25 protein-coding genes and 2 tRNA genes are annotated in these 26,750 nt (G+C 71.6%); 13 read left to right on the top strand and 14 right to left on the bottom strand.

The genetic code is table 11. The features are described 5' to 3' along the window. Nucleotides 1-57: 57 nt before the first annotated feature. Together ACGH48_RS08650 and ACGH48_RS08645 are read right to left on the bottom strand one after the other, a co-directional pair. Nucleotides 58-1,632, bottom strand: a complete 1,575-nt coding sequence (locus ACGH48_RS08650; RefSeq protein WP_396291017.1) for a CoF synthetase — start codon at nucleotides 1,630-1,632, stop codon at nucleotides 58-60. Beyond that, nucleotides 1,629-2,678: a hypothetical protein gene (locus tag ACGH48_RS08645; RefSeq protein WP_396291016.1), complete on the bottom strand. Its 1,050-nt coding sequence runs from the start codon at nucleotides 2,676-2,678 to the stop codon at nucleotides 1,629-1,631. The genes ACGH48_RS08650 and ACGH48_RS08645 overlap by 4 nt, the downstream gene beginning before the upstream one ends. Nucleotides 2,679-2,781: 103 nt before the next feature. Here ACGH48_RS08645 and ACGH48_RS08640 point away from each other — a divergent pair, with 103 nt between their 5' ends. The 5 genes from ACGH48_RS08640 (at nucleotide 2,782) to ACGH48_RS08620 (ending at nucleotide 7,266) form a co-directional block, all read left to right on the top strand. Further along, complete coding sequence (locus ACGH48_RS08640; RefSeq protein ID WP_123312862.1) at nucleotides 2,782-3,159, top strand: holo-ACP synthase; 378 nt, start codon at nucleotides 2,782-2,784, stop codon at nucleotides 3,157-3,159. 99 nt (nucleotides 3,160-3,258) lie between these two features. Next, complete coding sequence (locus tag ACGH48_RS08635; protein ID WP_123312863.1) at nucleotides 3,259-3,546, top strand: acyl carrier protein; 288 nt, start codon at nucleotides 3,259-3,261, stop codon at nucleotides 3,544-3,546. Next, nucleotides 3,543-4,718: an acyl-CoA dehydrogenase family protein gene (locus ACGH48_RS08630; protein ID WP_221180546.1), complete on the top strand. Its 1,176-nt coding sequence runs from the start codon at nucleotides 3,543-3,545 to the stop codon at nucleotides 4,716-4,718. The genes ACGH48_RS08635 and ACGH48_RS08630 overlap by 4 nt, the downstream gene beginning before the upstream one ends. Continuing rightward, entirely contained in the window at nucleotides 4,715-5,683 is a 969-nt protein-coding gene (locus tag ACGH48_RS08625) for an amino acid--[acyl-carrier-protein] ligase (RefSeq protein WP_340195752.1), read from the top strand. Before ACGH48_RS08630 ends, ACGH48_RS08625 begins: the two co-directional genes overlap by 4 nt. After that, the gene (locus ACGH48_RS08620) at nucleotides 5,680-7,266 is read left to right on the top strand and encodes a hypothetical protein (RefSeq protein ID WP_340195751.1); all 1,587 of its coding nucleotides are present in this window, start codon (nucleotides 5,680-5,682) and stop codon (nucleotides 7,264-7,266) included. The genes ACGH48_RS08625 and ACGH48_RS08620 overlap by 4 nt, the downstream gene beginning before the upstream one ends. Before the next feature lie 13 nt (nucleotides 7,267-7,279). Here ACGH48_RS08620 and ACGH48_RS08615 read toward each other — a convergent pair whose 3' ends face one another. Next, entirely contained in the window at nucleotides 7,280-8,206 is a 927-nt protein-coding gene (locus ACGH48_RS08615) for an alpha/beta hydrolase (protein WP_340195750.1), read from the bottom strand. Nucleotides 8,207-8,259: 53 nt separating this feature from the next. Then, nucleotides 8,260-8,748, bottom strand: a complete 489-nt coding sequence (locus tag ACGH48_RS08610) for a peroxiredoxin (protein WP_111085695.1) — start codon at nucleotides 8,746-8,748, stop codon at nucleotides 8,260-8,262. 242 nt (nucleotides 8,749-8,990) lie between these two features. Here ACGH48_RS08610 and aceE point away from each other — a divergent pair, with 242 nt between their 5' ends. From aceE to ACGH48_RS08580, 6 genes are all read left to right on the top strand, one after another. Further along, on the top strand, nucleotides 8,991-11,735 hold the full coding sequence (gene aceE, locus ACGH48_RS08605) for a pyruvate dehydrogenase (acetyl-transferring), homodimeric type (protein ID WP_222660852.1): 2,745 nt from the start codon (nucleotides 8,991-8,993) through the stop codon (nucleotides 11,733-11,735). 7 nt (nucleotides 11,736-11,742) lie between these two features. Next, nucleotides 11,743-12,987 carry a PucR family transcriptional regulator gene (locus tag ACGH48_RS08600; protein WP_396291015.1) on the top strand — a complete coding sequence of 415 codons (1,245 nt, stop codon included), beginning with the start codon at nucleotides 11,743-11,745 and terminating at the stop codon, nucleotides 12,985-12,987. Between the two features lie 78 nt (nucleotides 12,988-13,065). Next, a complete protein-coding gene (locus tag ACGH48_RS08595) occupies nucleotides 13,066-14,007 on the top strand; it encodes an ACP S-malonyltransferase (RefSeq protein ID WP_396291014.1) in 942 nt (313 codons plus the stop codon). Further along, nucleotides 14,004-15,008: a beta-ketoacyl-ACP synthase III gene (locus ACGH48_RS08590; RefSeq protein WP_396291013.1), complete on the top strand. Its 1,005-nt coding sequence runs from the start codon at nucleotides 14,004-14,006 to the stop codon at nucleotides 15,006-15,008. The genes ACGH48_RS08595 and ACGH48_RS08590 overlap by 4 nt, the downstream gene beginning before the upstream one ends. A 111-nt stretch (nucleotides 15,009-15,119) precedes the next feature. After that, a complete protein-coding gene (locus ACGH48_RS08585) occupies nucleotides 15,120-15,368 on the top strand; it encodes an acyl carrier protein (RefSeq protein WP_017886710.1) in 249 nt (82 codons plus the stop codon). Nucleotides 15,369-15,451: 83 nt separating this feature from the next. Then, on the top strand, nucleotides 15,452-16,696 hold the full coding sequence (locus ACGH48_RS08580) for a beta-ketoacyl synthase (protein WP_123312870.1): 1,245 nt from the start codon (nucleotides 15,452-15,454) through the stop codon (nucleotides 16,694-16,696). A gap of 100 nt (nucleotides 16,697-16,796) precedes the next feature. Here ACGH48_RS08580 and ACGH48_RS08575 read toward each other — a convergent pair whose 3' ends face one another. The 6 genes from ACGH48_RS08575 to ACGH48_RS08550 all read right to left on the bottom strand — a co-directional run bounded on the left by ACGH48_RS08575 (nucleotide 16,797) and on the right by ACGH48_RS08550 (nucleotide 21,780). Further along, nucleotides 16,797-17,297 carry a DUF3145 domain-containing protein gene (locus ACGH48_RS08575; protein WP_235035923.1) on the bottom strand — a complete coding sequence of 167 codons (501 nt, stop codon included), beginning with the start codon at nucleotides 17,295-17,297 and terminating at the stop codon, nucleotides 16,797-16,799. 170 nt (nucleotides 17,298-17,467) lie between these two features. Next, on the bottom strand, nucleotides 17,468-18,292 hold the full coding sequence (locus ACGH48_RS08570) for a DUF1684 domain-containing protein (protein ID WP_396291012.1): 825 nt from the start codon (nucleotides 18,290-18,292) through the stop codon (nucleotides 17,468-17,470). After that, a complete protein-coding gene (locus tag ACGH48_RS08565; protein ID WP_311316883.1) occupies nucleotides 18,289-19,362 on the bottom strand; it encodes an AI-2E family transporter in 1,074 nt (357 codons plus the stop codon). Before ACGH48_RS08565 ends, ACGH48_RS08570 begins: the two co-directional genes overlap by 4 nt. Nucleotides 19,363-19,423: 61 nt before the next feature. Next, nucleotides 19,424-19,498, bottom strand: a tRNA-Ile gene (locus ACGH48_RS08560). Between the two features lie 10 nt (nucleotides 19,499-19,508). Beyond that, nucleotides 19,509-20,720 (bottom strand): glycosyltransferase, encoded by a 1,212-nt coding sequence (locus tag ACGH48_RS08555; protein WP_340195744.1) that lies wholly within the window; start codon nucleotides 20,718-20,720, stop codon nucleotides 19,509-19,511. A gap of 145 nt (nucleotides 20,721-20,865) precedes the next feature. Further along, complete coding sequence (locus ACGH48_RS08550) at nucleotides 20,866-21,780, bottom strand: DMT family transporter (RefSeq protein ID WP_396291011.1); 915 nt, start codon at nucleotides 21,778-21,780, stop codon at nucleotides 20,866-20,868. Between the two features lie 39 nt (nucleotides 21,781-21,819). On the opposite strand from ACGH48_RS08550, the gene def reads away from it, so the two are divergent. Continuing rightward, nucleotides 21,820-22,395, top strand: coding sequence for a peptide deformylase (gene def / locus ACGH48_RS08545; RefSeq protein WP_123312874.1), 576 nt, complete (start codon nucleotides 21,820-21,822; stop codon nucleotides 22,393-22,395). Nucleotides 22,396-22,412: 17 nt separating this feature from the next. Here def and ACGH48_RS08540 read toward each other — a convergent pair whose 3' ends face one another. Continuing rightward, the gene (locus ACGH48_RS08540) at nucleotides 22,413-22,901 is read right to left on the bottom strand and encodes a hypothetical protein (protein ID WP_396291010.1); all 489 of its coding nucleotides are present in this window, start codon (nucleotides 22,899-22,901) and stop codon (nucleotides 22,413-22,415) included. A 141-nt stretch (nucleotides 22,902-23,042) separates the two neighbouring features. Between ACGH48_RS08540 and ACGH48_RS08535 the strand changes: the two genes are divergently transcribed. Further along, nucleotides 23,043-24,461: an ArnT family glycosyltransferase gene (locus ACGH48_RS08535; protein WP_396291009.1), complete on the top strand. Its 1,419-nt coding sequence runs from the start codon at nucleotides 23,043-23,045 to the stop codon at nucleotides 24,459-24,461. A gap of 101 nt (nucleotides 24,462-24,562) precedes the next feature. Here ACGH48_RS08535 and ACGH48_RS08530 read toward each other — a convergent pair. The 3 genes from ACGH48_RS08530 to ACGH48_RS08520 form a co-directional block, all read right to left on the bottom strand. Then, nucleotides 24,563-24,635 (bottom strand) — tRNA-Asn (locus ACGH48_RS08530). A 126-nt stretch (nucleotides 24,636-24,761) separates the two neighbouring features. Beyond that, nucleotides 24,762-25,763 carry a D-isomer specific 2-hydroxyacid dehydrogenase family protein gene (locus ACGH48_RS08525; protein WP_396291008.1) on the bottom strand — a complete coding sequence of 334 codons (1,002 nt, stop codon included), beginning with the start codon at nucleotides 25,761-25,763 and terminating at the stop codon, nucleotides 24,762-24,764. Next, nucleotides 25,760-26,689, bottom strand: a complete 930-nt coding sequence (locus ACGH48_RS08520; RefSeq protein ID WP_396291007.1) for an ATP-binding cassette domain-containing protein — start codon at nucleotides 26,687-26,689, stop codon at nucleotides 25,760-25,762. Before ACGH48_RS08520 ends, ACGH48_RS08525 begins: the two co-directional genes overlap by 4 nt. Between the last annotated feature and the right edge of the window lie 61 nt (nucleotides 26,690-26,750).

The raw sequence follows: 26,750 nt of genomic DNA, 5'->3' as shown, positions 1-26,750 counted from the left end.
GCACCGAAGACGGAACCTCGCACCGAACCGAACCGAACCGCCCGCGTGGCTGCCCGCTCACGCCTCCTTCGGCGCGACCCAGGCCAGGTCGAGCTCCCACTGGTCCACCGCACCGGCCGGCAGCTGCCAGACGTACTCGTTCTTGAGCTTCTTGCCGTCCTCGCGGAACGGCCCCGTCCGGTACTGGTAGAACGCCACCGTCGGCAGGGTGCCGGGCGGCGCCGTCCGGATCGCGTTCGAGAAGTCCTTGTTCAACCGCCGCAGCTCGGTGATGACCGCGGAGCGAGCACTGTCCGAGTCGAACCCCGCCGCCCCGGACGCGAGCTGGAACGCGATGTGCAGCTGTCGGTCGCCCCGGTCGTCCTCGTAGCTGATCAGCCGGTGGTTCTCGACGGCCTCGAGCAGCTCGGGGTCGTCGTAGACCACGTCGCGCACGACGTCGGGCGCGACGACCGCACCGTTGTAGTCGACGGACAGGTCGGAGCGGCCGTAGTGGAACAGCAGGGGCAGGTCGAGCTCGGCGGCGTCGGCGAGCTCGTCGAAGCCGTGTGCGCGCAGCGTCCGGCGCAGCGAACGCATCCGCACGACGTGCCCGCGGTCGTGGATGTTGTACCGGATCCGTGGACTGATGTTCTCGGACCGGGTGATGGTGACGACGAGTTCGCCGAGGTCGTTCGTCTCGATCAGGTACCCGAACGGGTTGAACTGGAACACCATCGGCAGCACGCCGTACTCGGCCTGCTTCGTCAACGCGGCGGACAGCTCGGATGACGCAGCGATCGCCCGGCGCAGCTGCACGCTGAACGGCGTCTCGATGCCGAGGTTGATCTCGAGGTCGCTCGCCCCGTAGGAACCGAGGACGGCCTGCGCGTACTGCTCGATGTGGGCGCGCATGTTCTCGCTGATGCCCTCGCCACCGAACGCCGCGACGATCGTGTACTCGCTCCAGTCGAGCCGGTCGTCCTCGAACAGCGCCTTCAGGAAGGGCGGGTAGCTGCAGATGATGTAGGTGAAGTCGGTACCGAACTCGCGCATCGTCTGCACGATCTTGTCGCGGTCCGGCCCGATCGACTTGATCATCGACGACTCGGTGAGCGACGCCGTCACGTTCATGCCCGTGGCCCACGCCCCGAGCGAGAAGGCGTTGAGCACGAACGGCTGCTTCGGCAGGTCCTTCGCGGTGCGCGAGAACCCGAGTTGCAGCAGTTGCCGGGTGGCCTGCCGTTCGTCGGGACCGCGGACCCAGCTGGTCGGCGTGCCGCTCGACCCGCTCGACTCGTCGACGACCACGCCGCGCCGTGGCAGCCGTCCGTCGACGCAGCGCTCGGGGATGCTCCACCGTCTGACGTAGGAGTCCTTGTCCATCTCGGGCAGGCCCGAGATCGCCGCGGCGATCCCGCCACGCGTGTCGAGCCGGGAGGCCCGTCCCGCCTCCGCCAGGAACGCCCCGTAGGCGGGTACCCGCTTCGCAGCCCGCTCCACGGTCCGCCAGGCGCGCCAGCGTCCGAGGGTCCAGCGGAGCGGCTCGATGCCCGGCGTGAGCAGGAGCTTGTGGGTGCCGACGCGGGGCATGAACAGCGCCACGAACGTCTCGACGACCCACACGACCGTGAAGACCGCCGCGCGCTTCACCGTGCACCCCCGAGCGTCATGGCGGCCGCGGGTCTGCGGTGCGCCAGGGGCGGTGGATCGCTGTGTCCGAAGCGGAACAGCATCCAGGCCATCCGGCCGTCGGACTCGTCGACGCCGGCGCGTTCGACGAAGGCGGCGTGCGACCGCGGGTTCGTGATCACGGTGCCGAACGGGTGCAGGGCGATCCCCCGCGCGCTGAACTCGAGCCAGATCCGCATGAACACCCGGCCGGCCTCGACGTAGTCGGCCGGCGTGCGGAAGGGCCCCTCGAGCCACCCGAGCTGCCGGACGCCGCGCATCGTCGACAGGTACACGCGCTTGAACACCCCACCGACACCGGGTGCTTCCCACAGCCCACGGTGCTCCATCGCGAACCGCAGGACCGGTCCGGGCATGAGCATCGTCTCCGCCGACAGCCCGTCGCCGGTGGTCACCGCCTGCCGCTTCGAGAACCGCAGCCAGTGCAGGATCTCGTCGTGCACGGCGTCGTGCTGCAGGTCGTCGAACAGGGTCTCCTGGTTGACCCGGACGATCTCGTCGACGGTCGCCCGGTCGGACGTGGTGCGGAACCGCTGCCCGGCGGCCGACGCGATGGCGGACGCGGCGTCCACGGCGGCGTCGTCCACCAGGGTCGCGTCGTAGGGCCTGCGCGAGGTGCGCCGTGCCAGGAAGACGGCCAGGGCCTCCCGGTCGTCCGCGGTGACCGCCCGCGGACGCAGGCGCACCGTGCCCAACCGGTGCAGGTGGTCGTCCGCCGCCCCGGAGTCGCCGGCGTCGAGCCGGCCGAAGTCCATCTCGGCGTGGTCGAGCCGCTCCTGCACGGCGAAGCCGTGCGCTCGGGCCACGACCTCGAGCCCGGCCAGGAACACCCCGGCGCAGACGTGCCCGAACGGGATGCCGAACGACTCCGCCGGCAACCCCCGCCGCAGGTCGTAGAAGACGGTCGCGGTGCGGTCGTCCTCGACGCGCACGACGATCGGTTGCGAGTTGTGCGGCGACGGGTAGTGTCGCGCGTCCTCGATGATGCCGGTCCACGGTGATGCCATCGGTTCCCCCTCGGTGGTCTCTCGCACCGATCATACGAACCGCCCCCGACGCCCATGCCGTTGCGGGCATGCGGTTCCGCCGCGACCTGCGTAGCCTGCAGCCATGAGCACGATCCGGACCGGGACCGACCTCGCCGCGGTCGAGGACGTGGTGGCGGGCATCTCGGCGCACGGCGAGCGGTACCTGGACCGGCTCTTCACCGTCCGGGAGCGCACCGACGCGGGCGACGACCCGGAGCGCCTGGCCGCCCGGTTCGCGGGTAAGGAGGCCGTGGTGAAGCTCCTCCGCCCCGCACCGGACCAGGCGATCCCGCTGCGCGAGGTGGCGATCGTCCTCGACGACCACGGCGCGCCGACGGTGGAGCTGACCGGGACCGCCGCCGCCCTGGCCGATGCGATCGGGTGCGGCGCGATCGCGGTGTCCCTCGCCCACGAGCGGGGTCTGGCCGTCGCGACGGCGGTGGCGCTCTCCGACCGCTGACGTCCGCCTGTGCCGCGGCACAGGCGGTGCGGATCGCGTGCGGTTTCCCGCACCCGCACGGCGGTTTCCCGAGGCCCGGTTCTCCTTATGGTTGCCAGCATGGACCAGGAACACCAGCACTCGAGCACGACCGCGACGCTGCTCGACCCCACGATCGAACAGGCCGTGCGCCGCGCACTCGCCGACCACGGGCGCCTGACCGTGGACGCACAGGACGTCGCCTCGATCGCCGACCTGTACGCACTCGGGCTGTCGTCGCACGCCACCGTGAACGTCATGCTCGCGGTCGAGTCCGAGCTCGACGTCGAGTTCCCCGACTCGGTCCTGAACCGCTCCACCTTCGCCACCGTCGAGTCGATCGTCGCCGCTGCGGAGCTCGCCTCGTGACCCTGACCCTGCCGACGACACCGGTCGTCGACCGCTTCGCCGAGCGCGCCGCCGCCGTGGCTGCGGTCGCCGCCCAGTTCGCGGACGAGGTCGACCGCGACGCCCGCCCGCCGCGCGAGGCCATCGCGGCCATGCGCGAGTACGGTCTGCTCGCCGCCGCGGTCCCCACGGAGCACGGTGGCGAGGGCGCATCCGTGTCCGAACTCTCGGCGATCGCCACCGAGCTCGGCCGGGCCTGCGCCGCCACCGGCATGGTCTTCGCGATGCACCAGGGCCAGGTCATGGCGCTCTGGCGGCACGGCGGCGACGGTGCCGGCGTGCTCGACACGATCGCCGCGGTCCGGGACGGCGCGCTCGTCGCCTCGGCCACCACGGAGCGCGGGGTCGGCGGCGACGCCCGCCGTTCGACCTGCTCGATCGAGGCCACCGACGACGGCCGCATCCGCCTGCGCAAGGACGCGCCGGTGATCTCGTACGCGACCGAGGCCGACGCGGTGTTCGTCACCGCCCGCCGCGACCCGGACGCCCCGGCCTCCGACCAGCGCCTGCTCATCTGCCGGACCGACTCGATGGTGCTCTCGCAGACCTCGACCTGGGACACGATGGGCCTGCGCGGGACCTGCAGCAACGGCTGGATCCTCGACACCGAGACCACCGTCGACCGGGTGTTCCGCGACGACTACGCGGCGATCTCGGCGCAGACGGTCCTGCCGGTCTCGCACGTGCTCTGGGCCTCGGTCTGGCTCGGCATCGCCGCCTCGGCGAGCGAGCGCGCCCGGACCGCGGTCCGCAAACAGGCGCGTGCCGCGATCGGGACGACCCCGCCCGGAGCGCTCCGGCTCGCCGAGCTCCTGGTCGACCTGCAGGCCCTCGCCGACTCGGTCCGGCACGCCGCGGAGCGGTTCGACGCCGCGGCCGACGACCCCGAGGTGCTCGCCTCGAGCGCCTACGCCCTCGCCGCGAACGCCCTCAAGATCGGTGCGTCCGAACGCGTCACCGACATCGTCACCAAGGCGCTCCGCATCGTCGGGATCGCGGGCTACGCGGCCTCCGGCCCGATGAGCATCGCCCGACACCTCCGAGACGCCCACGGTGCCGCCGTCATGGTGAGCAACGACCGTCTCCTCAAGAACGACGCCGACCTGGCCCTCATGACGGGAGTGATCCTGTGACCCTCACGGACCCCACCACCAGCACGACCACCGCGACCAGCACCACCGCGCCGGACCTCGACGCCGCGCGGGCCGCCCTCCGTGCCCGCCTGCTCGCCGACCGCGTGCTCATCGACCTCGGCTCGCCCGGGCTGTACGGCCGGACCGGCGTGTTCGAGCGCGTGTACACGGCCGTCGACGCCGCGGCCGTCAACAGCCAGCAGGACCTCGACGCCGAGGTGCTGCGGTTCCCGCCGGTCGAGCCGCTCGCCGCGTTCGAGCGCACCGACTACATCGCGTCGTTCCCGGACCTCGCCGCGTCGATCTCCGGCTTCACCGGCGACGACCGCACGCACCGGGCACTGCTCGCCGCCCGCGAGCGCGGTGAGCGGTGGGAGGGCTTCCTCGAGCCCGCCGACCTCATGCTCACGCCGGCGGTCTGCCACCCGGTGTACGGCCTGGTCGGCGACACGATCCCGCAGGAGGGCCGGTTCTTCGACATCGTCGGCGACTCGTTCCGCCGCGAGCCGTCGCTCGACCCGATGCGCCTGCAGGCCTTCCACATGCACGAGTTCGTGCACATCGGCACGCCGGCGTCGGCCCAGCAGCACCGCGACGGCCGGATCCCGGTGATGCGCGAGCTGCTCGAGTCGTTCGGGCTCGAGATCGACGTGGTCCCCGCCAACGACCCCTTCTTCGGTCGCGTCGGGCAGATGCTCGCCCGCAACCAGGTCGAGCAGGCGCTGAAGTTCGAGTTCGTCACGCCCGTCTACGGCGACGACCACCCGACCACGGCGATCAGCTCGGCGAACCTGCACGAGGACCACTTCGGCACCTCGTTCGGTCTCCGCACCGCCGACGGCGAGGTCGCCCACAGCGCCTGCATCGCCTTCGGACTGGAGCGCATCACCATCGCCCTGTTCGCCGCACACGGCACGGACGTCGACGCCTGGCCGGCGCCGGTCCGCGCGGCGCTCGCGCTGTGACGACGCTGCACGGGTGGTCCGGTTCGCCGGCCGTCCGCGCCGCCGTGCAGCTGCCGCCCGCTGCGCGGGCCGGGGTCGTCATCTGCCCGCCGCTGGGGCAGGAGGGCGTCATCGCGTACCGCACGCTCCGCCTGCTCGCAGACCGCCTGGAGGCCCGTGGCATCGCCTCGGTGCGCTACGACCCGTCCGGACGTGGTGACGGCGCACCCGACACCGACCCCGACGCGCAAGTCCGGTCCGCGCGTCACGCCGCCGCCGTGCTCCGCACGTCCGGGGTCCGGCACGTCGCGTTCGTCGGGCTCGCCTCGGCCGCCCTCGTCGCCGCGACCGCCGCCGAGGAGGCCGACGCCCTGCTCGTCTGGGACGCACCGGCCTCGGGCCGCGGCTGGCTCCGCCGCCAGCGCGCGCTGGCGACCATCACCATCGGCACCGAGCGGTTCGTGGACGGCGTCGAGAGCCTGATCGGCATCGAGGTCGAACCGGACGAAGCGGCAGCGCTCTCCGCCCTGGCGTTCGCGCCGCGCACCGGTCCGACCGTGGCGCTCGTGCGACCGGAGACCCGTGCCCCGAAGACCCTCGGGCCCGTCGAGACCGTCGAGGTGCCCGGCAGTGCCGAGCTGCTCGACGGCACGAGCATCCACGCGCGGATCCCCGGAGCCGCCGTGGACGCCGCCGTCGCCTGGCTCGACGCCTGGGCCCCCGCGGCGTCGGGACCGGTCGTGCCGACCGTGCTCGACGAGGTCCTGGACGTCGACGGCCGGGTGTCCGAGCGCATCGTCCGCCTCGGTCCGGACGAACTGTTCGCCGTCGAGACCGTCTCGTCCGCACAGCACCACGACGCTCCCCTGGTGGTCCTGCACAACGGTGCCGCCGAGCACCGGGTCGGTGCCACCGACTACCAGGTCGACCTCGCCCGGGCGCTCGCCCGTGACGGTGCCCGCGTCGTCCGGGTCGACCGCCGGGCCACCGGTGAGAGCTCCACCGTGCGCGACGACGAACGCAGCTTCCTCTTCGCCCAGGAGTGGGTCGAGGACCAGTCCGCCGTCGTCGCCGACCTCGGCACCCCGTCGGACCGCCTGGTGCTCGTCGGCATGTGCGCCGGCGCCTGGCTCGCCGGTCGGTCCGTCGACGAGGCACCCCGCCTGGTCGTCGAGATCAGCCCGAACGACTACCGCCGGCAGCCGGCCGCCCCCGGCAGCTACGAGGACGCCGTGCGGGCGATCGACGCCCCCTCGCCCGGTCGCCTGTGGGTCCGCCAGCGGTACAACGCCGTCGTGCCGAAGGCCCTGCGCGAGTGGATCGCCCGGCGGGACCGCGTCGGCGGCGTCGTCGAGCACGTCCGACCGCTCGTGGAGCACGGCACCGACGTCGTCGTGATCGCCGCTCCGGACGACGCCGCCCTGTTCGACCGGCTCGGCGGCCAGAAGGCCTTGCGCCGCTACGGCGGGGTCGGCCGGCGCGGCTCGGTGTCGATCGTGCGGGTCGAGGACGGCGACCACTCGCTGTTCTCCCCCGTGATGCGCCGAGCCGTCCGCGCCGAGGTGCGTTCCCGCGTCGCGGCGACGTTCCCCGTCCCCGCCTGATCGTCCGCAGGGGTCAGGTGAGCCCGAGCTCGCGCGCCACGGCATCCGGGTGCTCGACGTGGGCGAAGTGCCCGCAGTCGTCGAGCAGCACCGTGCGGAGCTGCGGCACGAGCTCCCGCACGGCCTCGAGGTCCGAGACGCGCGCGAACACGTCGTCGCGCCCGGCGATCGCGGTGACCGGGCAGGCGATCCCCCGCCAGCGACCGAGGTCGTAGCCCGCCGCGGTCCGTGCCGCGTCCGTGAACCGGGTCGGCCGGAGCTCCTGGACGAAGGCGTCGAGCACGCTGCGGTCGAGGCGCCGCACGTGCGTGAACACCGGCGCAGCGAGCAGCGGCAGCAGCCCGACACGCGACAGTGCCCGGAGCACCGGCCGCGCGGCCTCGCCGGTGATCGACAGCCCCGCACGCAGGAGCGTGAACGCCGGTAGCGTCCGGAGCGCCCGGACGGGGTGCCGTGCGGCGGCCGCCGTCGCGACGGTCGTGCCGGACACCAGGGCCACCGACCGCACGCGCAGGGGCGCCACGACCGCCAGGTGCATCCCGACGAAGGCGCCCATCGAGTGCCCGAGGACGTCCACCGTCGCGATCCCGAGCGCTTCCAGCACCGTGGTCAGCGACCCGGCGACGTCGTCGAGGTCGAACGGGTGTGCCGGTGCCGGGGACGATCCCCACCCCGGCAGGTCGACGAGCACGAGTCCCCGGTCGCCGACGCCGTCGGCAGCGGTCAGCAACGGGGTCCAGGTCGACCAGGATCCCGCGACGCCGTGCAGCAGCAGGAGCGGGTCGGGGCCGGGCCGGTGGTGCACCACGACGGGCCCGGTGGGCGTCGGGACCTCGGTGCGCCGGAGGTGCCACGTGGCGGGCGTGGGCGACACCGGGTACGGGGCGTAGGCCTCGGTGGTGACCACACGGTCACGTGCGTCCGTCTCGATGGCGTGCACCGGGCCTCCTGTCCGTCGTCGACGCGGATGCGTCGCAGGAGGGGTTCGGAACGCTAGCCGACCGGGACGGGTGCGGTGCAGGCGGCGAGCCGGTCGAGGGCTGCCTTGTACTCCGCGACGTCGCGCTGCAGGCCGGGCTCGGTGATGATCGAGGCCTTGATGCGGCCCTGCACGTCGATCACGAAGGTCGCGCGGGTGGCGAAGCCCTTGTGCTCGAGGAAGACGCCGTACTCCTTCGAGACCGCGCCGTGCGGCCAGAAGTCGGCGAGGAGCTCGAAGTCGTAGCCGTTGAGCTCGGCGAAGGAGCGGAGCGTCGCCTTGGAGTCGACCGAGATGCCGATCAGCTCGACGCGCTGGTCCTGGAACATCGCGACGTTGTCCTGCAGGGCGCAGAGCTCGTTCGTGCAGTTCGACGAGAACGCCAGCGGGAAGAAGACGAGTGCGACCGGGCGGTTGCCGCGGAAGTCGCTGAGTCGGACGTGCTCACCGAACTGGTTCGGGAGCTCGAAGTCCGGCGCGAGAGAGCCGATCTCGAGAGCCATCGGTACGTGTGCTTCTTCCTCGGGTGTGGGGTGTGCCCGTCGGGTCCGTGCGCACGCGGGTCGCGTGTGCACGATCGGCCATGCTACGCCGACGACACGCGAAAGCAAGCACCCGTCCACCTGCACGGCACCATCAGCATCCGAGTCGGTGCTGGGGCCTAGAGTGGACGGGGCCCCATCCGGTCGCGACCCGACCACCGGAGCCACCATGTCCACCACCACGAGAACGAACGAGGTCAAGGGTGACGGTGAACGACCAGGACCCGTACAGCACCGGGGCGAACGACCAGGACCCGCAGGAGACCGCCGAATGGCGTGAGTCCCTCGACGGATTGGTCCAGACCCACGGACACCAGCGCGGTCGCGAGATCATGCTGAGCCTGCTCAAGCGGTCCAAGGAACTGCACCTCGGTGTGCCGATGGTCCCGACGACGGACTACGTGAACACCATCGCGCCGGAGAACGAACCGGAGTTCCCCGGCGACGAGGAGCTGGAGCGCCGGTACCGCCGGTGGATCCGCTGGAACGCGGCCATCACGGTGCACCGCGCGCAGCGTCCGGGCATCAGCGTCGGCGGCCACATCTCGACGTACGCGTCGAGTGCCGCGCTGTACGAGGTGGGCTACAACCACTTCTTCCGTGCGCAGGACCACGCGTCCGGCGGCGACCAGGTCTTCTTCCAGGGCCACGCCTCCCCCGGCATGTACGCCCGCGCCTACATGGAGGGGCGTCTCGGTGAGGACCAGCTCGACGGCTTCCGTCAGGAGAAGTCCCATGCCGGCGGCGGTCTGTCGTCGTACCCGCACCCGCGCCTCATGCCGCACTTCTGGCAGTTCCCGACCGTGTCGATGGGCATCGGCCCGATCAACGCGATCTACCAGGCGCAGCAGGCCAAGTACCTGACCAACCGCGGCATCAAGGACGCCTCCGACCAGCAGGTCTGGGCCTTCCTCGGCGACGGCGAGATGGACGAGGTCGAGTCGCGCGGACAGCTCCAGGTCGCCGCGAACGACGGCCTCGACAACCTGAACTTCGTGATCAACTGCAACCTGCAGCGGCTCGACGGTCCGGTGCGCGGCAACGGCAAGATCATCCAGGAGCTCGAGGCGTTCTTCCGCGGTGCTGGCTGGAACGTCATCAAGGTCGTCTGGGGGCGTGAGTGGGACGACCTGCTCGCCCGCGACACCGAGGGCGCACTGCTCAACCTGATGAACCAGACGCCGGACGGCGACTACCAGACGTACAAGGCCGAGAACGGCGCGTACGTCCGCGAGAACTTCTTCGGGCGCGACCCGAAGGCGCTCGAGCTCATCGAGGGCTACAGCGACGACCAGGTCTGGAACCTCAAGCGTGGTGGCCACGACTACCGCAAGGTCTACGCCGCGTTCAAGGCCGCGACCGAGCACAAGGGCCAGCCGACGGTCATCCTGGCGAAGACGGTCAAGGGCTACGGCCTCGGCCCGAGCTTCGAGGGGCGCAACGCGACCCACCAGATGAAGAAGCTCACGCTCGACAACCTCAAGCAGTTCCGCGACGAGATGCGCATCCCGGTCACCGACGCGCAGCTCGAGGAGAACCCCTACACGCCGCCGTACTACCACCCGGGCAACGACGACGAGGCGATCCAGTACATGCACGAGCGTCGTCAGGCGCTCGGCGGCTACGTGCCGGAGCGTCGCACGAAGTACACCTCGATCACCCTGCCCGAGGACTCGAAGTACCAGGTCGTGAAGAAGGGCTCCGGCAAGCAGGAGATCGCCACCACCATGGCGTTCGCCCGACTGCTGAAGGACCTGCTCCGCTCCCCGGACTTCGGCGACCGCGTCGTCCCGATCATCCCGGACGAGGCGCGCACGTTCGGCATGGACGCGTACTTCCCGTCGGCGAAGATCTACAACCCGAACGGCCAGCACTACACGTCGGTCGACCGGGAGCTCCTGCTGGCCTACAAGGAGAGCCCGCAGGGCCAGATCATCCACGTCGGCATCAACGAGGCGGGCGCCCTGGCGGCGTTCACCGCGGTCGGCACCTCGTACTCGACGCAGGGCGAGCCGCTCATCCCGGTCTACGTCTTCTACTCGATGTTCGGGTTCCAGCGCACCGGCGACGCGATCTGGGCGGCGGGCGACCAGATGGCCCGTGGCTTCATGATCGGCGCCACCGCCGGTCGCACGACCCTGACGGGTGAGGGCCTGCAGCACGCCGACGGCCACTCGCTGCTCCTCGCGACGACGAACCCGGCCGTGGTGTCCTACGACCCCGCGTACGGGTACGAGATCGGGCACATCGTGCAGGCCGGCCTCGACCGGATGTACGGCACGAACGAGGACGGCTCGCCCAAGCACAGCGACCCGAACGTCATGTATTACCTGACGGTCTACAACGAGCCGATCGTCCAGCCGGCGGAGCCCGAGGGCGTCGACGTCGACGGGATCGTCAAGGGCATGTACCTGCTCAAGCCGAGCGAGCACGACGGCCCGAAGGCCCAGCTGCTCGCGTCCGGTGTGGCGGTGCCGTGGATCCTCGAGGCGCAGCAGCTCCTCGCCGAGGACTGGGGCGTCTCCGCCGACGTCTGGAGCGTCACGAGCTGGGGCGAGCTGTACCGCGACGGTCTCGACGCGGAGCAGCACGCGTTCCTCAACCCGAACGAGTCGCCGCGCACGCCCTACGTCACCGAGCGCCTGCTCGCCACCGAGGGGCCGGTCGTCGCGGTCAGCGACTTCATGCACCAGGTGCAGGAGCAGATCCGTCCGTTCGTGCCGACCGACTACGCCACGCTCGGCGCCGACGGCTTCGGCTTCTCGGACACCCGTCCGGCCGCGCGCCGCTTCTTCCACATCGACGGCCCCTCGGTCGTCGTGCGGACGCTGCAGCAGCTCGCCCGCCAGGGCAAGGTCGACGGCGCACTCGTCCAGCAGGCGATCGACAAGTACCGCCTGCACGACGTGACCGCCGGCACCACGGGCAGCGCGGGCGGCGAGAGCTGATCAGCCGGTGACGCCAGTCCGACCGGAAACCGATGGCCTGACCAAGGCCCAGAGCCAGGAGAGCGCGCGCGAGCGGGCGCTCTCCTGGCTCCGTCAGGTGTCCGGGGAACTCTCCACCGCCACCATCAAGCGGCTCGAGGACACCCTCCCCTGGTACAGCGAGATGCCACCGGGGCGCCGCTCCGCCGTCGGGCTCGTCGCCCAGGCGGGCATCACCTCGTTCATCAGCTGGCTCGAGGGCACCGCGTCGACGCCGTGGATCGCCGCGGCAGACGTGTTCGGGTCGGCTCCGCGTGAACTCCTGCGCTCGGTGAGCCTGCAGCAGACCCTGCAGCTCATCCGCGTGGTCGTCACCGTGGTCGAGGAACGCGCCGCCGACGACGAGATGCTGCAGGAGGCGATCCTCAAGTACTCGCGCGACATCGCCTTCGCGGCGGCGGACGTCTACGCCCGCGCCGCCGAGGCCCGCGGGCTGTGGGACGCCCGACTCGAGGCGCTCGTGGTGGACTCGATCCTGTCGGGCGAGTACGACGACGAGCTCCCGTCCCGGATCGCGGCCCTCGGCTGGCACGGACACGGCGAAGTGGCAGTGCTCGTCGGCACGGCGCCGAAGCAGCTCGAGGTCGACCAGGTCCGCCGCACCGCCCGTCACATGGACGCCGACGTGCTCGTCGGGGTGCAGGGCTCGCGGCTCGTCGTGGTGATCGGCCGCTCCACCCCGCGGGACGACGTGCCCGAGGGCGAGGACCCGGTGTCGTTCACCGCCATCGCGCAGGCGCTCGAACCGCTGTTCGGCGAGGGCCACCTGGTCCTCGGCAACGAGGTCCCCGGGGTCGTCGACGCCTCCACCAGCGCGAAGGCGGCCCTCGCCGGGTTCGCCGTCGCACGCGCCTGGCGGGGCGTGCCGCGTCCGGCGCTGGCCGACGACCTGCTCCCCGAGCGCGCCCTGGCCGGCGATCCGCTCGCCCGGTCCGCCCTGGTGCAGCGCATCTACGTACCGTTGAAGGACCAGTCCACCGAACTCCTGCAGACCCTGTGGTGCTACCTGGACACCGGGCGGTCGCTCGAGGCCACGGCGCGCGAGCTCTTCGTGCACCCGAACACCGTCCGCTACCGCCTGCGCCGCGTCGCGGACATCATCGGGTGGGACGCCACGCACGCGCGGGACGCCCTGATCGTGCAGTCCGCCCTGATCCTCGGCGCCATGTCGGAATCGGCCACGGGTCGACGCCGGATCACCCCGCGCCGGTAGGGAACCGACAATGTCACGCGGGGTTTCGTGTGGGAAGCCCACACGGGCCCCGCGGTGCATGAGCGACAGGATTGTCCGGTGATCGTCGTCGTCGCGCCCGGACAGGGCTCCCAGACCCCCGGCTTCCTCGCCCCCTGGCTCGAGGACGCCGCCGTTCGTGAACGTGTCGGGCAGTGGTCCGAGTCGATCGGGGTGGACCTCGCCGCGCACGGCACCACGTCGGACGCCGACACCATCAAGGACACCGCGCTCGCACAGCCGCTCATCGTCGCCGCCGGTCTCGTCACCGCCGACGCCCTGCTCGCCGACGGCCGCCGTGCGCTGGTCGGCGGGGTCGCCGGACACTCGGTCGGCGAGTTCACCGCCGCCGCGGTCGCCGGGATCCTCGAACCGACCGACGCCGTCTCGCTGGTCGCCGAGCGCGGCCGGGCCATGGCGGACGCCGCTGCGCTCGAGCCGACGTCGATGGCCGCCGTCCTCGGTGGCGACGCCGACGCCGTCGCGGCCGCACTGCAGCAGCACGGACTCGTCCCCGCGAACCACAACGGTGGCGGCCAGACCGTCGTCGCCGGCGCCGCCGACGCCATCGCCGCGCTCGTCGCCGACCCGCCCGCAAAGGCCCGCGTGATCCCGCTCGCGGTCGCCGGCGCGTTCCACACCCGGTACATGGCCCCCGCCGTCGAGCGGGTCGCCCCGGTCGCCGCCGCCACCACGGTGCAGGACCCGACCCTGCCGATCTGGACGAACGCCGACGGCTCCCGGGTCGATGACGGTCGCCGGTTCGTCGACCTCATGGTCCAGCAGATCGCGAACCCCGTGCACTGGGACGCGGTGATGGAGTCCTTCGCCGCCGCCGGCGTGACCGGCATCATCGAGCTCGCACCGGCCGGTGCCCTCGTCGGCCTGGCGAAGCGCGGCCTGCGCGGCACGCCGTCCGTCGCCATCAAGACCCCCGAGGACCTGCCCGCAGCGATCGACCTGCTGCAGCGCGCGGGCCAGGAAGCAGACGCATCCGCATGACCGAACGCCCCGCACTCTCCCAGCGCCGCGGCCACGAGTTCACCCGCATCCTGGCGTTCGGCGCCGCCCGCGGTGAGAACGTCGTGCCGAACGACGACCTCGTCGGCCCGATCGACTCGTCCGACGAGTGGATCCGCCAGCGCACCGGGATCATCACCCGCAAGCGCGCCGGCAAGGACGTCGAGGCCGTCGACCTCGCCGAGACCGCCGCGCGCGAGGCGATCGAGAAGGCCGGCGTCGAGCCGTCGCAGATCGGCGTCGTCCTGGTCAGCACCGTGACGCACACCGTCGCGACGCCGTCGATGGCGTCGCTGCTGGCCGAGCGGATCGGCGCCACCCCCGCGGCCGCGTACGACATCAGCGCCGCCTGCGCCGGGTACGCCTACGGCATCGCCCAGGCCGACTCGTTCATCAAGTCCGGACTCGCCGACCACGTCCTGGTCGTCGGGGCCGAGAAGCTCAGCGACGTGGTCGACCCGACCGACCGTTCGATCTCGTTCCTGCTCGGTGACGGCGCCGGCGCGGCCGTCGTCGGCCCGAGCGACTTCCCCGGCATCGCCCCCACCATCTGGGGTTCCGACGGCTCCAAGTGGGACGCCATCGGCATGACCGCGACCTACAACGAGTGGGAGGCCGGCGCACCCCGCCCGACCATGCGCCAGGCGGGCCAGACGGTCTTCCGCTGGGCCGTGTGGGAGATGGTCAAGGTCGCCCGCGAAGCCCTCGAGACCGCCGGCGTCCGGCCCGAGGACCTCGCCGCGTTCGTGCCGCACCAGGCGAACATCCGCATCATCGACGAGTTCGCGAAGCAGCTCGGCCTGCCCGAGTCCGTCACGATCGCCCGCGACATCACCACCACCGGTAACACCTCGGCCGCGAGCATCCCGCTCGCCACGCACCGCCTGCTCGAGGAACACCCCGAGCTGTCCGGCGGGCTCGCGCTGCAGATCGGCTTCGGAGCCGGACTCGTGTTCGGCGCGCAGGTCGTCGTGCTCCCCTGAACCCACCCGGCCGCGCATCCGCGCGACCACCCCGACCAGCCTCCGGGCGCGAGCACGCTGCGTGCCCTAGGCTGGTCCACGGTCAAACGACACCCCCTCAAGGAGAAACTCATGGCCCTGTCCAACGAAGAAGTCCTCGCCGGCCTGGCCGAGCTGATCAACGACGAGACCGGTATCGCCACCGACACCGTCGCCGCCGACAAGTCCTTCACGGACGACCTCGACATCGACTCCATCTCGATGATGACCATCGTGGTCAACGCCGAGGAGAAGTTCGACGTGAAGATCCCGGACGAAGAGGTCAAGAACCTCAAGACCGTGGGCAACGCGGTCGACTACATCGTCAAGGCCCAGGCCTGACACGAGCTTCCTGAGCGCCGCGGCCAGCGGTCACCGTCGGCCGCGGCGCTCATCTTGTTCCCCAACGAAAGAACCGTCGTTCCATGACCAAGAAGACCGTCGTCGTCACCGGGATCGGTGCGATCTCACCCCTCGCCGCGACTGCCCCGGAAACGTGGGACGCGCTGCTCGCCGGCAAGTCCGGCATCACCCGCATCGAGGACCCGCGCTACGCCGAGCTCGAACTCCCCGTGGAGTTCGCCGGCCAGGCGCGCCGGTTCCTCACCGACCAGCTCACCCGCCCCGAGTCGAAGCGCCTGGACCCGTCGTCGCAGCTGTCGCTCGTCGCGGCGCGTGAGGCGTGGGCCGACGCCGGCATCGACGCCGAGTCCGTCGTCCCCGAGCGCCTCATCGTCGACTGGGCGACCGGCATCGGCGGCGTGAACACCCTGCTCGACGCCTGGGACACCCTGCGCGAGAAGGGCCCGCGTCGGGTCCTGCCGATGACGGTCCCGATGCTCATGGCGAACGGCCCGGCCGCCGCCATCGAGATGGAGTTCGGCGCCCGTGGCGGCGCCCGCACCTACCTGTCGGCCTGCGCCTCGTCGACCGAGTCCCTGGCCGAGGCCTACCGCCACGTCGCCGACGGGGACGCCGACATCGTCATCACCGGTGGCGCCGAGGCCGCCCTGCACCCGCTGCCGCTGGCGGCGTTCGCGGCGATGCAGGCCCTGTCCCGCCGCAACGACTCCCCCGAGACCGCGTCGCGTCCGTACGACGTCACGCGTGACGGTTTCGTGCTCGGTGACGGCGCCGCGGCGCTCATCCTCGAGTCGAAGGAGCACGCCGAGGCCCGCGGGGCGACGATCTACGCCGAGGTCGCCGGAGCCGGCATCACCTCGGACGCGTTCCACATCACGGCACCGGACCCCGAGGGCAGCGCTGCCGCCCGTGCGGTCCTGCAGGCGCTCGACCACGCCGGCGCCAGCCGCGAGGACGTGGTGCACGTCAACGCGCACGCAACCTCGACGCCGGTCGGCGACGTCGCCGAGTACCACGCGATGCGTCGCGTCTTCGGCGACCACCTCGACGACATCGTCGTGTCGGCGACCAAGGCGTCGACGGGTCACCTGCTCGGCGGTGCCGGTGCGATCGAGGCCGCGTTCACGGTCCTCGCCCTGCACAACCGCGTCGCACCGCCCACGATCAACCTGCACGACCAGGACCCGGAGATCGTCATGGACGTCGCGCGCGAGCCGCGTGCGCTGCCCGACGGCGACCTGCTCGCGGTGAGCAACTCGTTCGGCTTCGGCGGCCACAACGCCGTGGTCGCGTTCCGCAGCGTCTGATCCGTCGCACCCTGCCAGGAGGCCCGTCCCGCGTCGTCGGGGCGGGCTTCCGTCGTCCGGTGGCACCGTCCAGGGCCCGGCCCGCTGGGCCGAGTGTCCGTCAGCCGACGCGGTGCAGCCAGACGACGGGGTTGCCCTCGGCTGCGTGGCGGAAGGGCTCGAGCTCGTCGTCCCACGCCTGGCCCAGGGCGAGTCGGAGCTCGCGGTGGAGTTCGAGCGCGTTGCTGCCCGCGACCTCCATGGCGTAGCGGACGCGGTCCTCGGGGATGACCATGTTGCCCGTGACGTCGGTCTGCGCGTAGAACACCCCGAGGTCGGGGGTGTGCATCCAGCGGCCGCCGTCGGACTCGGTCGTCGGTTCCTCGGTGACCTCGTAGCGCAGGTGCTCCCAGCCGCGCAGCGCGGAGGCGATCGCGGCACCGGCACCCACCGCACCGGTCCACGTGAACTCGGTCCGACGTGCACCGTCCTGCGCCGGCTGGTCGAGCCACGAGAAGTTCACGGCGCGGTTCATCGCGCGACCGGCTGCCCATTCGACGTGCGGGCAGAGCGCGCGGGGTGAGGAGTGCACGTAGAGCACTCCTGTCGTCGTTCCGTTCACGGTTCCTCCGATACGTCAGGTGCGACTTCCCCATCGACCTGGTGCGGAGGATCCGAGCGGCTGCGAGCCACGGAATCATTCGGTATGCGATTGTGATGTCCCGACAGGACACGCCCATTATGCAGCGTTCCGGCTGGGAACGGCAAGGACCTCGCCGGGTGCGATCCGGTTCAGTGCAGGACGGCGCCCGCGGTGTCGACGGGGTGCCGCTCCCCCGCCGTGATCGGCACGGTGACGCGGTTGTCCTCGGGTGGGATCGGGCAGGCGAACTGGTACGAGAACGCACACGGCGGCAGCACCAGCAGGTTCCAGTCGAGCTCGACCGGGCCGGCAGCACCGGGGTCGTCGAGGTACAGGAACCGGCCCATCGAGTACGTGCTGCCGGGGTCGTCCTCGGGCAGGGCGCTCGTGGCGTCCTGCACGATGAGCTGCAGCCGGGGTGCACCCCGGAACGCTGCCGACCGGACCGCGACGAAGCGGACCGTGGTGCTGCCGACGGCCGTTTCGATGTGCCCGGCGACCGGCAGGGCGTCGCCGGCGGCGTCGAGGACGCTGCCACGGGCCTCCCGGTCCTCACCGGCACCATCCCCCAGCGGGACGTACGTGCCGGACCGCACCCAGTCGTCGGACCGGTCGAACCGGGCGATCCGCGCGAACCGCTGGATCGGCTCCGCGGCCGGGTCCCAGACGCGCAGCGTCGAACCGGACACGGTGCCCGCGAAGCTCTCGGGGAACACGACGACGGACGGCACCACGGCGGTGTCACCGGCGACGAGGACGGTGCCGTCGACCGGCACGTCGTCCACGACGACGCCGTCGGCAGCGGCAGCCGTCACGGTGAGGCCGCCGGCCGCCGGCGCCCAGGTGCCCGGCACCGGCCACACCGGCTGCGGGTGGTCGACGCGCTGGGCGTTCACGAGCGCGAGCGGACCCCGGGGGCCGCGCGCCCAGCGATCACGTTCGGTGACGTGGGCGGCGAAGGCGGCGTCGGTCACGCCAGCTCCTGGCGCGGGTAGATGACCTTCTGCACGATGATGATCACCGACGCGGCAACGGGCAGGGCGACCAGGGCACCGAGCACGCCGCCGATCGTGCCGCCGGCCACCGCGGCGATGACCACGAGGGCACCGGGCACCTGCACGGCACGCGACATGATGCGCGGCGAGATCAGGTAGGCCTCGACCTGCATGTAGACGAGGTAGTAGATCGCCGCGGCGAGGGCGGTCGCGGGCGACGCGAACAGGCAGAGCAGCGAGATCACGACCGCGGCGCCGAGGGTGCCGACGAGCGGGATGAGTGACCCGAGGAACGCGAACGACGCCAGCAGCACCGGCAGCGGTGCACCGATGATGAGCAGGAACACCAGGCTCAGGATGCCGTTGATGAGCGCCTGCGACACCTGCCCGACGACGTACCGACCGACCGCCTGGGTGATCTGCTCGCTGACGTCGATGAAGTTCTCGCGGCGGGACGCCGGCACGAACCGGTACGCCGCACGCTTCATCCCCCGCATCGACGCGAGGAAGTAGAGCATGAGGATGAGGACGATGAGGACGCCGGTGAGCCCGGACAGGATGCCGCTGCCGACCGCCAGGATCCCGCCGCCGACGCTGAGCAGGTTGCCCGGGTTCTCGACGAACGACTGCACGGACTCGAGGGCGTGGTCGATGTCGAACGACCCGGCGAACTGCTTCGACAGGTCCTGCACCCACTGCTGCTTCGAGATGTCGTCGACGACCTCGGGGAAGTTCTGGATCAGGTTCGTCGCCTGCTCGACCAGGATCGGGACGACGGCGAACACCACCGCGGCGAACACCCCGAGGACGCCCACCACGACGATCGTGATCGCCGCCCACCGCGGGATGATCCGCTCGAGGAACGACACGAGCGGGTCGATGCCCAGCGCGAGGAACAACGCGACGCCGATGTAGACGAGTACGGTGCTGAGCTCGCCGATGATGGTGCCGGCGAGCAGGGCGACGAGCACACCGATGGCCCCCATGAACCCGATGCGGAAGGCGTTGACGCGCACGCCGGTGCCACCACGGGTCACCTCGAACGTCACGTTGGGCGTCGGGCTGTGGTCCTCTTGCTGCGACGTGTCGCGCTTTCTCGGCAGGTGCACGTAGGGCGGGCGGGACTTGAACCCGCGAATCGTTCGGTTATGAGCCGACTGCCTTGACCAGCTTGGCTACCGCCCCTCGACGACCCTCAGGCCACCGGTTCCCCACGATACAGCGCCTCGAACGTCGAGAGCGTGCGGTTGATGTCGTGTGCCTCGATCATGGCCGTACTGCGCTGCCGCATCGCCGTGTACTCCGCTTCGGGGGCCGTGAGCACGGCCTCGAGCTTGGCGGCGAGGTCGTGCTCGTCGCCCGGGACGAACAGGTACCCGTTGCCGTCGATCAGGTGGGGCAACGCCATCGAGTCCGCGGCGACGACCGGCAGTCCGGACGCCATCGCCTCGAGCGAGGAGATGCTCTGCAGCTCGGCGGTCGAGGGCATCGCGAACACGGTGCCGTTCGTCAGGGCGGTGCGCTTGGCCTCGTCCGAGACGAACCCGAGGAAGCGGACGCGGTCCTCGAGCCCGAGCTCCTTCGCCAGGGCGGTCAGCTTCGGGATCATCTCGCCGTCGCCGACGATCGTCAGGGTCGCCGCCAGCGAACCGGGCAGCAGGGCCACGGCGCGGACCAGGACGTCGAGGTTCTTCTCCGGCGCGACCCGGCCGACGAACACGATGTCGTTGTTGGCCGGGCGGCCCTCGCGCGCGACGTAGCGGGACGCGTCGATGCCGCACGAGATGGCGAGCACCCGCTGCCCGGCGATCGCCTTCCGCAGGTAGTCGGCGGCCAGGTTGGTCGGCGTCGTGATGGTGTCCGCGAGCCGGTAGGTCTTCGCGGCGTCGCTCCACGCGATCTTCAGCGCGATCGGCAGCGTCCACTTGCCGAACGGCGTGTACTCGAGCAGGTTCTCGGGCATGAAGTGGTTCGTCGCGACGACCCGGATGCCGCGCGCGTTCGCCTCGGGGACGATGCCGCGGCCGATGACGACGTGCGACTGGATGTGCAGGACGTCCGGCTTGACGGCGTCGAGGATCGGGCCGGTCCACTTCTTGACGCTCCACGGCCACACGAAGCGCAGCCAGGCGTGCAGCGGCCACTTGTACGACTTCAGGCGGTGCACGACGAGGGTCACGCCCTGGTGCTCCTCGTCGAAGGTGCCGTACTGGCGGCTCGACGCCGGCGCGACGACGTGGACCTCGTGCCCGCGCTCGGCCAGGCCGACGGCGAGCTGCTCGGCGAAGGTGGCGGCGCCGTTGACGTCCGGCGGGAAGGTGTCCGCGGCGATCAGGACGCGCAAGGGTCGGTGTCCGCCCGTCGCACCCGTCGGTTCGGCGGTGGCGGTGGTGACGTCTCCTGACACGGCGGGCGTCGTCCTCTCGTGGGCGATTGCTGGTCGGACTGCGACGGTACCGCACCTGGTTCCGCTGCCGCGTCAGCCGCGCGGAGGACCCCGTGGTACCCCGGGGTGACCGGGTCGTCGCCGCCGCACCGCGGTGCGACCGTGGTCAGGCGCGGGTCTGCGGGTGGTGCTTGGCGAGCAGGAACACCCCGGTGATGGCGATGCCGGCCGCGACCACGAACCCGGCGACCGCACCCCACGGCGCCCCGGACGCCTCGTCGAGGACGATGACGCCGATCCCGACCGCGACGATCGGGTCGATGACCGTCAACCCCGCGATCACCAGGTCGGCCGAGCCGCTCGAGTACGCGTTCTGCACGAAGTACCCGCCGAGCGACGCAGCCACGACCACCCCGACGATCGCGAGCACCGTCAACCAGTCGAACGTGCCGTTCACGAAGCGGTTCAGCACGACCTTCGCCAACGTCGCCACGAAGCCGTACAGGACGCCGGCGCCGACGATGTAGTAGAGCGCGCTCTTGTGCTTGGCCACGAGCCGGAACGACACGAGCACCAGGACGAGCACCACGGCCAGGATCACCAGGACGGTGACGAGCTGCTGGCGGGTGATGGCGCTCTCGTGCCCGACGAAGGCCGCGATGCCGACGAAGATCGCGACACCGATGATGCACGTCCACACCGCACGCCGCGCGCGACGCCCCAGCGGCACGCCCGACCACCGGGACGAGAACCACGTCGTGATCACGAGCGCGACGGCGCCGAGGGGCTGCACCACGATCAGGGGCGCGAACGTGATGCTCACCAGCTGCAGGACGACCGCGATGCCGAGCATCAGCGTACCGAGCACCCAGGAGCCGCTCGAGAGCAGGCCGACCACGTGCCGGACGCTCAGTCCCTTCGACTGCCGCCCGAGCCGTGCCTCGACCCGCTGCACGCCGCGACTCTGGAACTGCGCACCGAGGGACAGGAACACCGCACCGATGAGCGCGACCGGGATCATGAGCGCCTGGAACGGCGTGAGGTTGCTCACTGCGTCCGGCAGCTGGAGGTCCGTCGTCACGCGTCGAGGCTACCGTTCCGCGCCGGATAACCTGGGTGAATGGCCGTTCTCCCGATCCGCATCACCGGCGAACCCGTCCTGCACGAGCGTGCAGCCGAGGTCACCGAGTTCGATGACGACCTCCGTTCGCTCGTCGCCGACATGTTCGAGACCATGGACCTCGCCCCCGGCGTCGGGCTGGCCGGACCCCAGGTCGGCGTCGGCAAGCGCCTGTTCGTGTACTCGTACACCGACGACGACGAGGTGCTGCACCGCGGTGCCGCCGTGAACCCCGTCCTCTGGATCAGCCCGCCGGTCCCCGAGTCGGTCGACGAGCTCGACGAGGACGACGAGTCCGAGGGCTGCCTGTCCGTGCCGGGCGAGCGCTTCCCGCTCCGACGCTCCGGAAGCGCCCTGCTCCGCGCGTTCGACGAGCACGGCGAACCGTTCGAGGTCCGCGCCGACGGCTGGCTCGCGCGCGTCTTCCAGCACGAGTACGACCACCTGGACGGCTGGCTCTACGCCGACCGCCTGGTGCACCCCTACGGCAAGCAGGTCGCCAAGGCGATCCGCAAGAACAGCTGGGGCGGCCCCGGCCAGTCGTGGCTGCCGGGTCGCGACCACCCCGAGGGCTGACGGCCAGGAGGCCCGGCTCAGCTCCGGTACGTCGACAGTGCGTCGCGCAGGTGGTCGGTCTCCGGGTGCCCGGGGCAGTACTGCAGGAGCCCTGCGGCGACGTGCGCGGCGCCGTCGTCGGCCACGGCCGACGTCCACGGGTCCGTGCCGGTCACGGCGCAGGCGCTCGCGAGCTCGACGAGCGTCGCGTCACCGCGGGTCGCGTCGACCGCGGCCTGCTGCTGCGCCGACGGCACCGAGCCCGTGAGCCGCTTCGCGGTGCACGAGGTCCGCTCGTCCTCCCACACCGCGGAGTACGTCGTGTAGGTCTCGCGGTCGCCGTCGTCGCACACGAACGCGAACACGACCGGCGAGGCACCCGACCCGAGCCCGGTCTCCGAACTCGTGGGTTCCTCGGACGAATCGGTGTCCGGTCCGGCACCGCTGCACCCGACCAGCACCGGCGCGACCACGACCGCGAGCAGCACGCCGAGGAGCGCGGCGCGGGGCGGACGGGATCGGTGCACCTGTGAACGCTAACAGCAACTGCCCGGCAGGAGCCGCACGGCCGCTCCTGCGATGATGGTCGGGCACGCCCCGCCCTGGAGGTCCTCATCCCCCGCCTGCACTCCCGCCCCGTCCGCGTCGCCGCCCTCGTGGTCGTCGCCGTGGCTGCCCTGTTCGTCGCCGTCTGGCACCTCGGCCGCCCGACCATCGTCAACGACGAGTTCGTGTACCTGCGGGCGAGCTGGGCCTACGTGCACGGCAACTTCTCGCTCAACCTCGAACACCCACCGACGGCGAAGTACCTGTACGGCATCGCGCAGCTCGTCGTCGGGCAGGGACCGCTCGGGCCCCGCCTGGTCGCCGCGGCCGCGATGCTCGGCACCGGCGTGGTCCTGCTCGTCTGGTTGCGGCGCGAGGTCGGGTTCTGGACAGGACTCCTCGCCGCGGGCGCGTGGTGGCTGACGCCGCGCGGGTCCGGCGCCAGCTGGGCCGAGGCCGGCTCGGTCATCGGCGCGCGGATCGACCGCTTCGCGATGCTGGAGCCCCTGATGGTCTTCTTCGCGGTCGCCTCGCTCGCAGCCGCCTGGACCTGGATGCGCACCGGCAACCGCTGGTGGATCGCGGCCGCGGGTGCGCTGCTCGCGATGTCGGTGACGTCGAAGGTCTCGACCGCGGTGCTCGTGCTCGCGATCGGCGCGTTGCCGCTGCTGTTCCGGCGCTGGCGCGACCTGGGCGTCGGTGCACTGTTCGGCGGCGTCGCGTTCGTGGTCGTCTTCGTGCTCCTGTACCTGCCGGTGGGGCTGTTCACCGCCATCGGGCACATGCTGAAGTTCCAGGCGCAGCAGAACGCGCACGGACACCCGACGACGATCCTCGGCACGATCTACCCCGCGGCCCCGTGGTGGGCGAACTTCGCGTTCCTGGCGGCCGGCACCGGCTGGTTGCTGCTCTCGGTGCTGCTCGTCGGTGTCGTCTGCGCGTTCGCGATCCGGCCGGACCGGCTGGTCGCGTACCTCGGCATCGCGCTCGGCGTCTTCCTCGTCTTCTACGTCATCGTCGCGAACGTCTCGCTCCCCTACTACTACGACGCGTGGATGCCGCTCGTCATCGCGCTCGCGGCGATCGGGTACGCCCGGCTGGCCGCGGTGCGCCCGCCCGTCGGTCGCATCGTCGCCACGATGCTCGTGGCGTCGTTGCTCGTGCCGGCGGTACGGCTCGGCGTCGCGGTGGCGCAGTCCCGTCCGAGCGGCATCGCCCTGCTCTCCGATGCGCTCCAGGTGCGCGGCAAGGACTCCGAGGGCGTGCTGTTCGCCCGGTTCAGCGCGAACACCTGGCGGATCTACCTGCCCGAGCGCGGCACGCAGAAGCCGCAGTACGGACCCTTCGACGCGATCGTCGTCGGGCACGACGACCGCCGCGCCATGCCGCACCAGGTCACGGAGTTCCTGTCCGAGTACGCCGACCAGCTCGACCACTTCCGGCTCGACTACCTCGACGTCTACGTGACCAAGACCGGCACGATCGACGACAACAACCGTGACGGCACGCTCCGCATCGAGCCGGACACCCCCGCGTCCTGACCGGCGCGCCCGCGCGACGCGCGGCCGTGGGCACCGCCCCTGAGACACAAACGCCCCCGGAAACGCAAACGGCCCGGATCCGTGAGGATCCGGGCCAGACGCTCCCCGAGTTGGACTCGAACCAACAACCTGCCGGTTAACAGCCGGCTGCTCTGCCAATTGAGCTATCGAGGATCACTGTCCGCTGGCGAATGTCGTGCGAACAACGGGTAACAGCATAGCAGCACCGTGGGGACACTCACCGCATCGGACACGCCGCCCGGGCGCGCCGCGACGCGCACCCCGGTGCAGCGCTGTTCCTCAGTACCCGGCGACCGGGTCGACGACGCCGACGAACCCCTCGCCACTGCCGGCGAGGAACGCCGTGGTGTTGAGCCGCACCCGCTCGGCGAGCAGCGGCGCGACCATCTCCGGGGTGTCCGCCTGGTGCGGCGTGATGACCGCGCCGGGCTCCGACCACAGCGGGTGGCCGTCTGGCAGCGGCTCGGGGTCGGTGACGTCGAGCCCCGCGCCGGCGATCGCACCGGTGCGCAGGGCGTCGACCAGGGCGTCGGTGTCGACGAGTCCCCCGCGGGCGACGTTCACGAGCCGGACGGACGGCTTCATGATCGCGAACTGCCGCGCACCGAACAGCTTCGCGGTGCCCGAGGTCATGGCGGCGGCGATCATCACGACGTCGGCGTCGGGCAGGACGGCGTCGAGCTGGTCGGTGGTGACGGTGCGGGAGGCGCCGTCCACCGGGTCGGCCGAGCGACGCACCACGGTGACGTCGACGTCGAACGGGGCGAGCAGGCGGATGTACTCGAGCGCGATCCCGCCCGCGCCGATGACGAGGACGTTGCGCCCGTACAGCGACACACCCTCGGGCTCGGTCGCCCACGAGGACGCGCGGGCGCGCTTCGGCAGCACCCGCAGCGTCCCGAGCGTCAGGGCCAGGGCGTGCTCGGCGACGGGTTCGGCGTACGCGCCCTTCGCCGAGGTGAAGAGCACGCGGTCACCGTGCTCCTGGATGAGGTGCGCGAAGGCGTCGACGCCGGCGAACGGCAGCTGCACCCAGCCGACACCCGGAGCGGCGTCGAGCGCGTCGGCGAGGCCGGACGGGTCGCGGGGGTCCAGCCAGACGAGCCCGCGGGTCTGGGCGTCGAGCGGCGCGACGGTCCCGCCGGCCTCGGTCACCGCGGTGACGTGCAGGTCGGTCGGTTCCGGCAGCACGGCGACGGGACCGGACTGCGGCGCGTCGATCGGCAACGGTGCGCCGGAGGTCGGGACGACGGCGCGGTGGCCTCGGGCGGCGGTGCTCACGGGTTCTCCTGTCGGTCCGCGCGGGGGCCGGTGCCGGCGGCGACCGGTCGGCGCGGCGCCGTCGAGCGGCGCGGGGCGGTGGGCGCCGGACGTCGCTTGACGCCGCGAGCCGCGGTCGCGGCCAGGGTCTTCACGTAGGGGTCGACGGGGTTGTCGAGGACCTCGTCGAAGGTGCCGAGGCCGACCAGCCGGGCGTCGGCCATCACGGCGACGCGGTCCGCCAGGGCACCGGCTTCGCGCAGGTCGCTGGACACCACGACGGCGGAGAACTGCCGGTTGCGCTGCAGGGTCGCCAGTGCCTCGAGCACCGACTGGCGCACGAGCACGTCGACACCGCGGGCGGGCTCGTCGGCGACCAGGAGCTGCGGTTCCAGCACGAGGGCCCGCGCCAGGGCGACGCGCTGCCGCTGCCCGCTGGACAGCTCCCACGTGTTCAGGCGCATCACACCGAGCGGCAGGTGCACGGCGTCGACCAGTCGGGCGACGATCAGGCCCGCTTCCCTCCGGTCGAAGCGACGGTCGCGCTGGTAGATCGGTTCGGCGATGGCCTCGCCGACGGTCAGGTCCGGGCTGAGCCGGTCGGCACCGTCCTGCGGCAGGTAGCCGATGCGTCCGCTCAACCGCTCGAGCTTCCGTGACGAACCGCGCAGGCCGCGGGTCTTCTGGCCGAGGACGGTCAGTTCGCCCCCGACGATGTGGCGACGGAGCGCGCCGTCGCCCTCGCCGTGCGACCCGAGCTGCCCTGCGATCGCGGCGGCGAAGGTCGACTTGCCGGACCCCGACTCGCCGAGCAGCGCGAGGATCTCGCCCTGCCGCACGGTCAGGCTGACCCCGTCGACCGCGCGGATCGACTCGGACCCCCGTCCGCCCCGGTACTCGATCGACACGTCGTCCGCGACGACCGCCGGTCCGTTGACCGCGATCATGGGTCCCCTTCCACGCCGCCCCCTGGCGGCGGTTCGCGACGGACCGCGCTGGCAGGACCGT

It is taken from the genome of Curtobacterium pomorum, assembly GCF_044497295.1.
Lineage (GTDB): Bacteria > Actinomycetota > Actinomycetes > Actinomycetales > Microbacteriaceae > Curtobacterium.
Note: the sequence above shows the minus strand (reverse complement) of the source record. Positions and strands in the feature narration are given on the sequence as shown.

Coding starts and splice junctions, on each gene's coding strand:
- ACGH48_RS08580 (WP_123312870.1), top strand. CDS start 15,452: ATGACCAAGAAGACCGTCGTCGTCACCGGGATCGGTGCGATCTCACCC.
- ACGH48_RS08590 (WP_396291013.1), top strand. CDS start 14,004: ATGACCGAACGCCCCGCACTCTCCCAGCGCCGCGGCCACGAGTTCACC.
- ACGH48_RS08585 (WP_017886710.1), top strand. CDS start 15,120: ATGGCCCTGTCCAACGAAGAAGTCCTCGCCGGCCTGGCCGAGCTGATC.
- ACGH48_RS08645 (WP_396291016.1), bottom strand. CDS start 2,678: ATGGCATCACCGTGGACCGGCATCATCGAGGACGCGCGACACTACCCG.
- ACGH48_RS08635 (WP_123312863.1), top strand. CDS start 3,259: ATGGACCAGGAACACCAGCACTCGAGCACGACCGCGACGCTGCTCGAC.
- ACGH48_RS08520 (WP_396291007.1), bottom strand. CDS start 26,689: ATGATCGCGGTCAACGGACCGGCGGTCGTCGCGGACGACGTGTCGATC.
- def (WP_123312874.1), top strand. CDS start 21,820: ATGGCCGTTCTCCCGATCCGCATCACCGGCGAACCCGTCCTGCACGAG.
- ACGH48_RS08610 (WP_111085695.1), bottom strand. CDS start 8,748: ATGGCTCTCGAGATCGGCTCTCTCGCGCCGGACTTCGAGCTCCCGAAC.
- ACGH48_RS08640 (WP_123312862.1), top strand. CDS start 2,782: ATGAGCACGATCCGGACCGGGACCGACCTCGCCGCGGTCGAGGACGTG.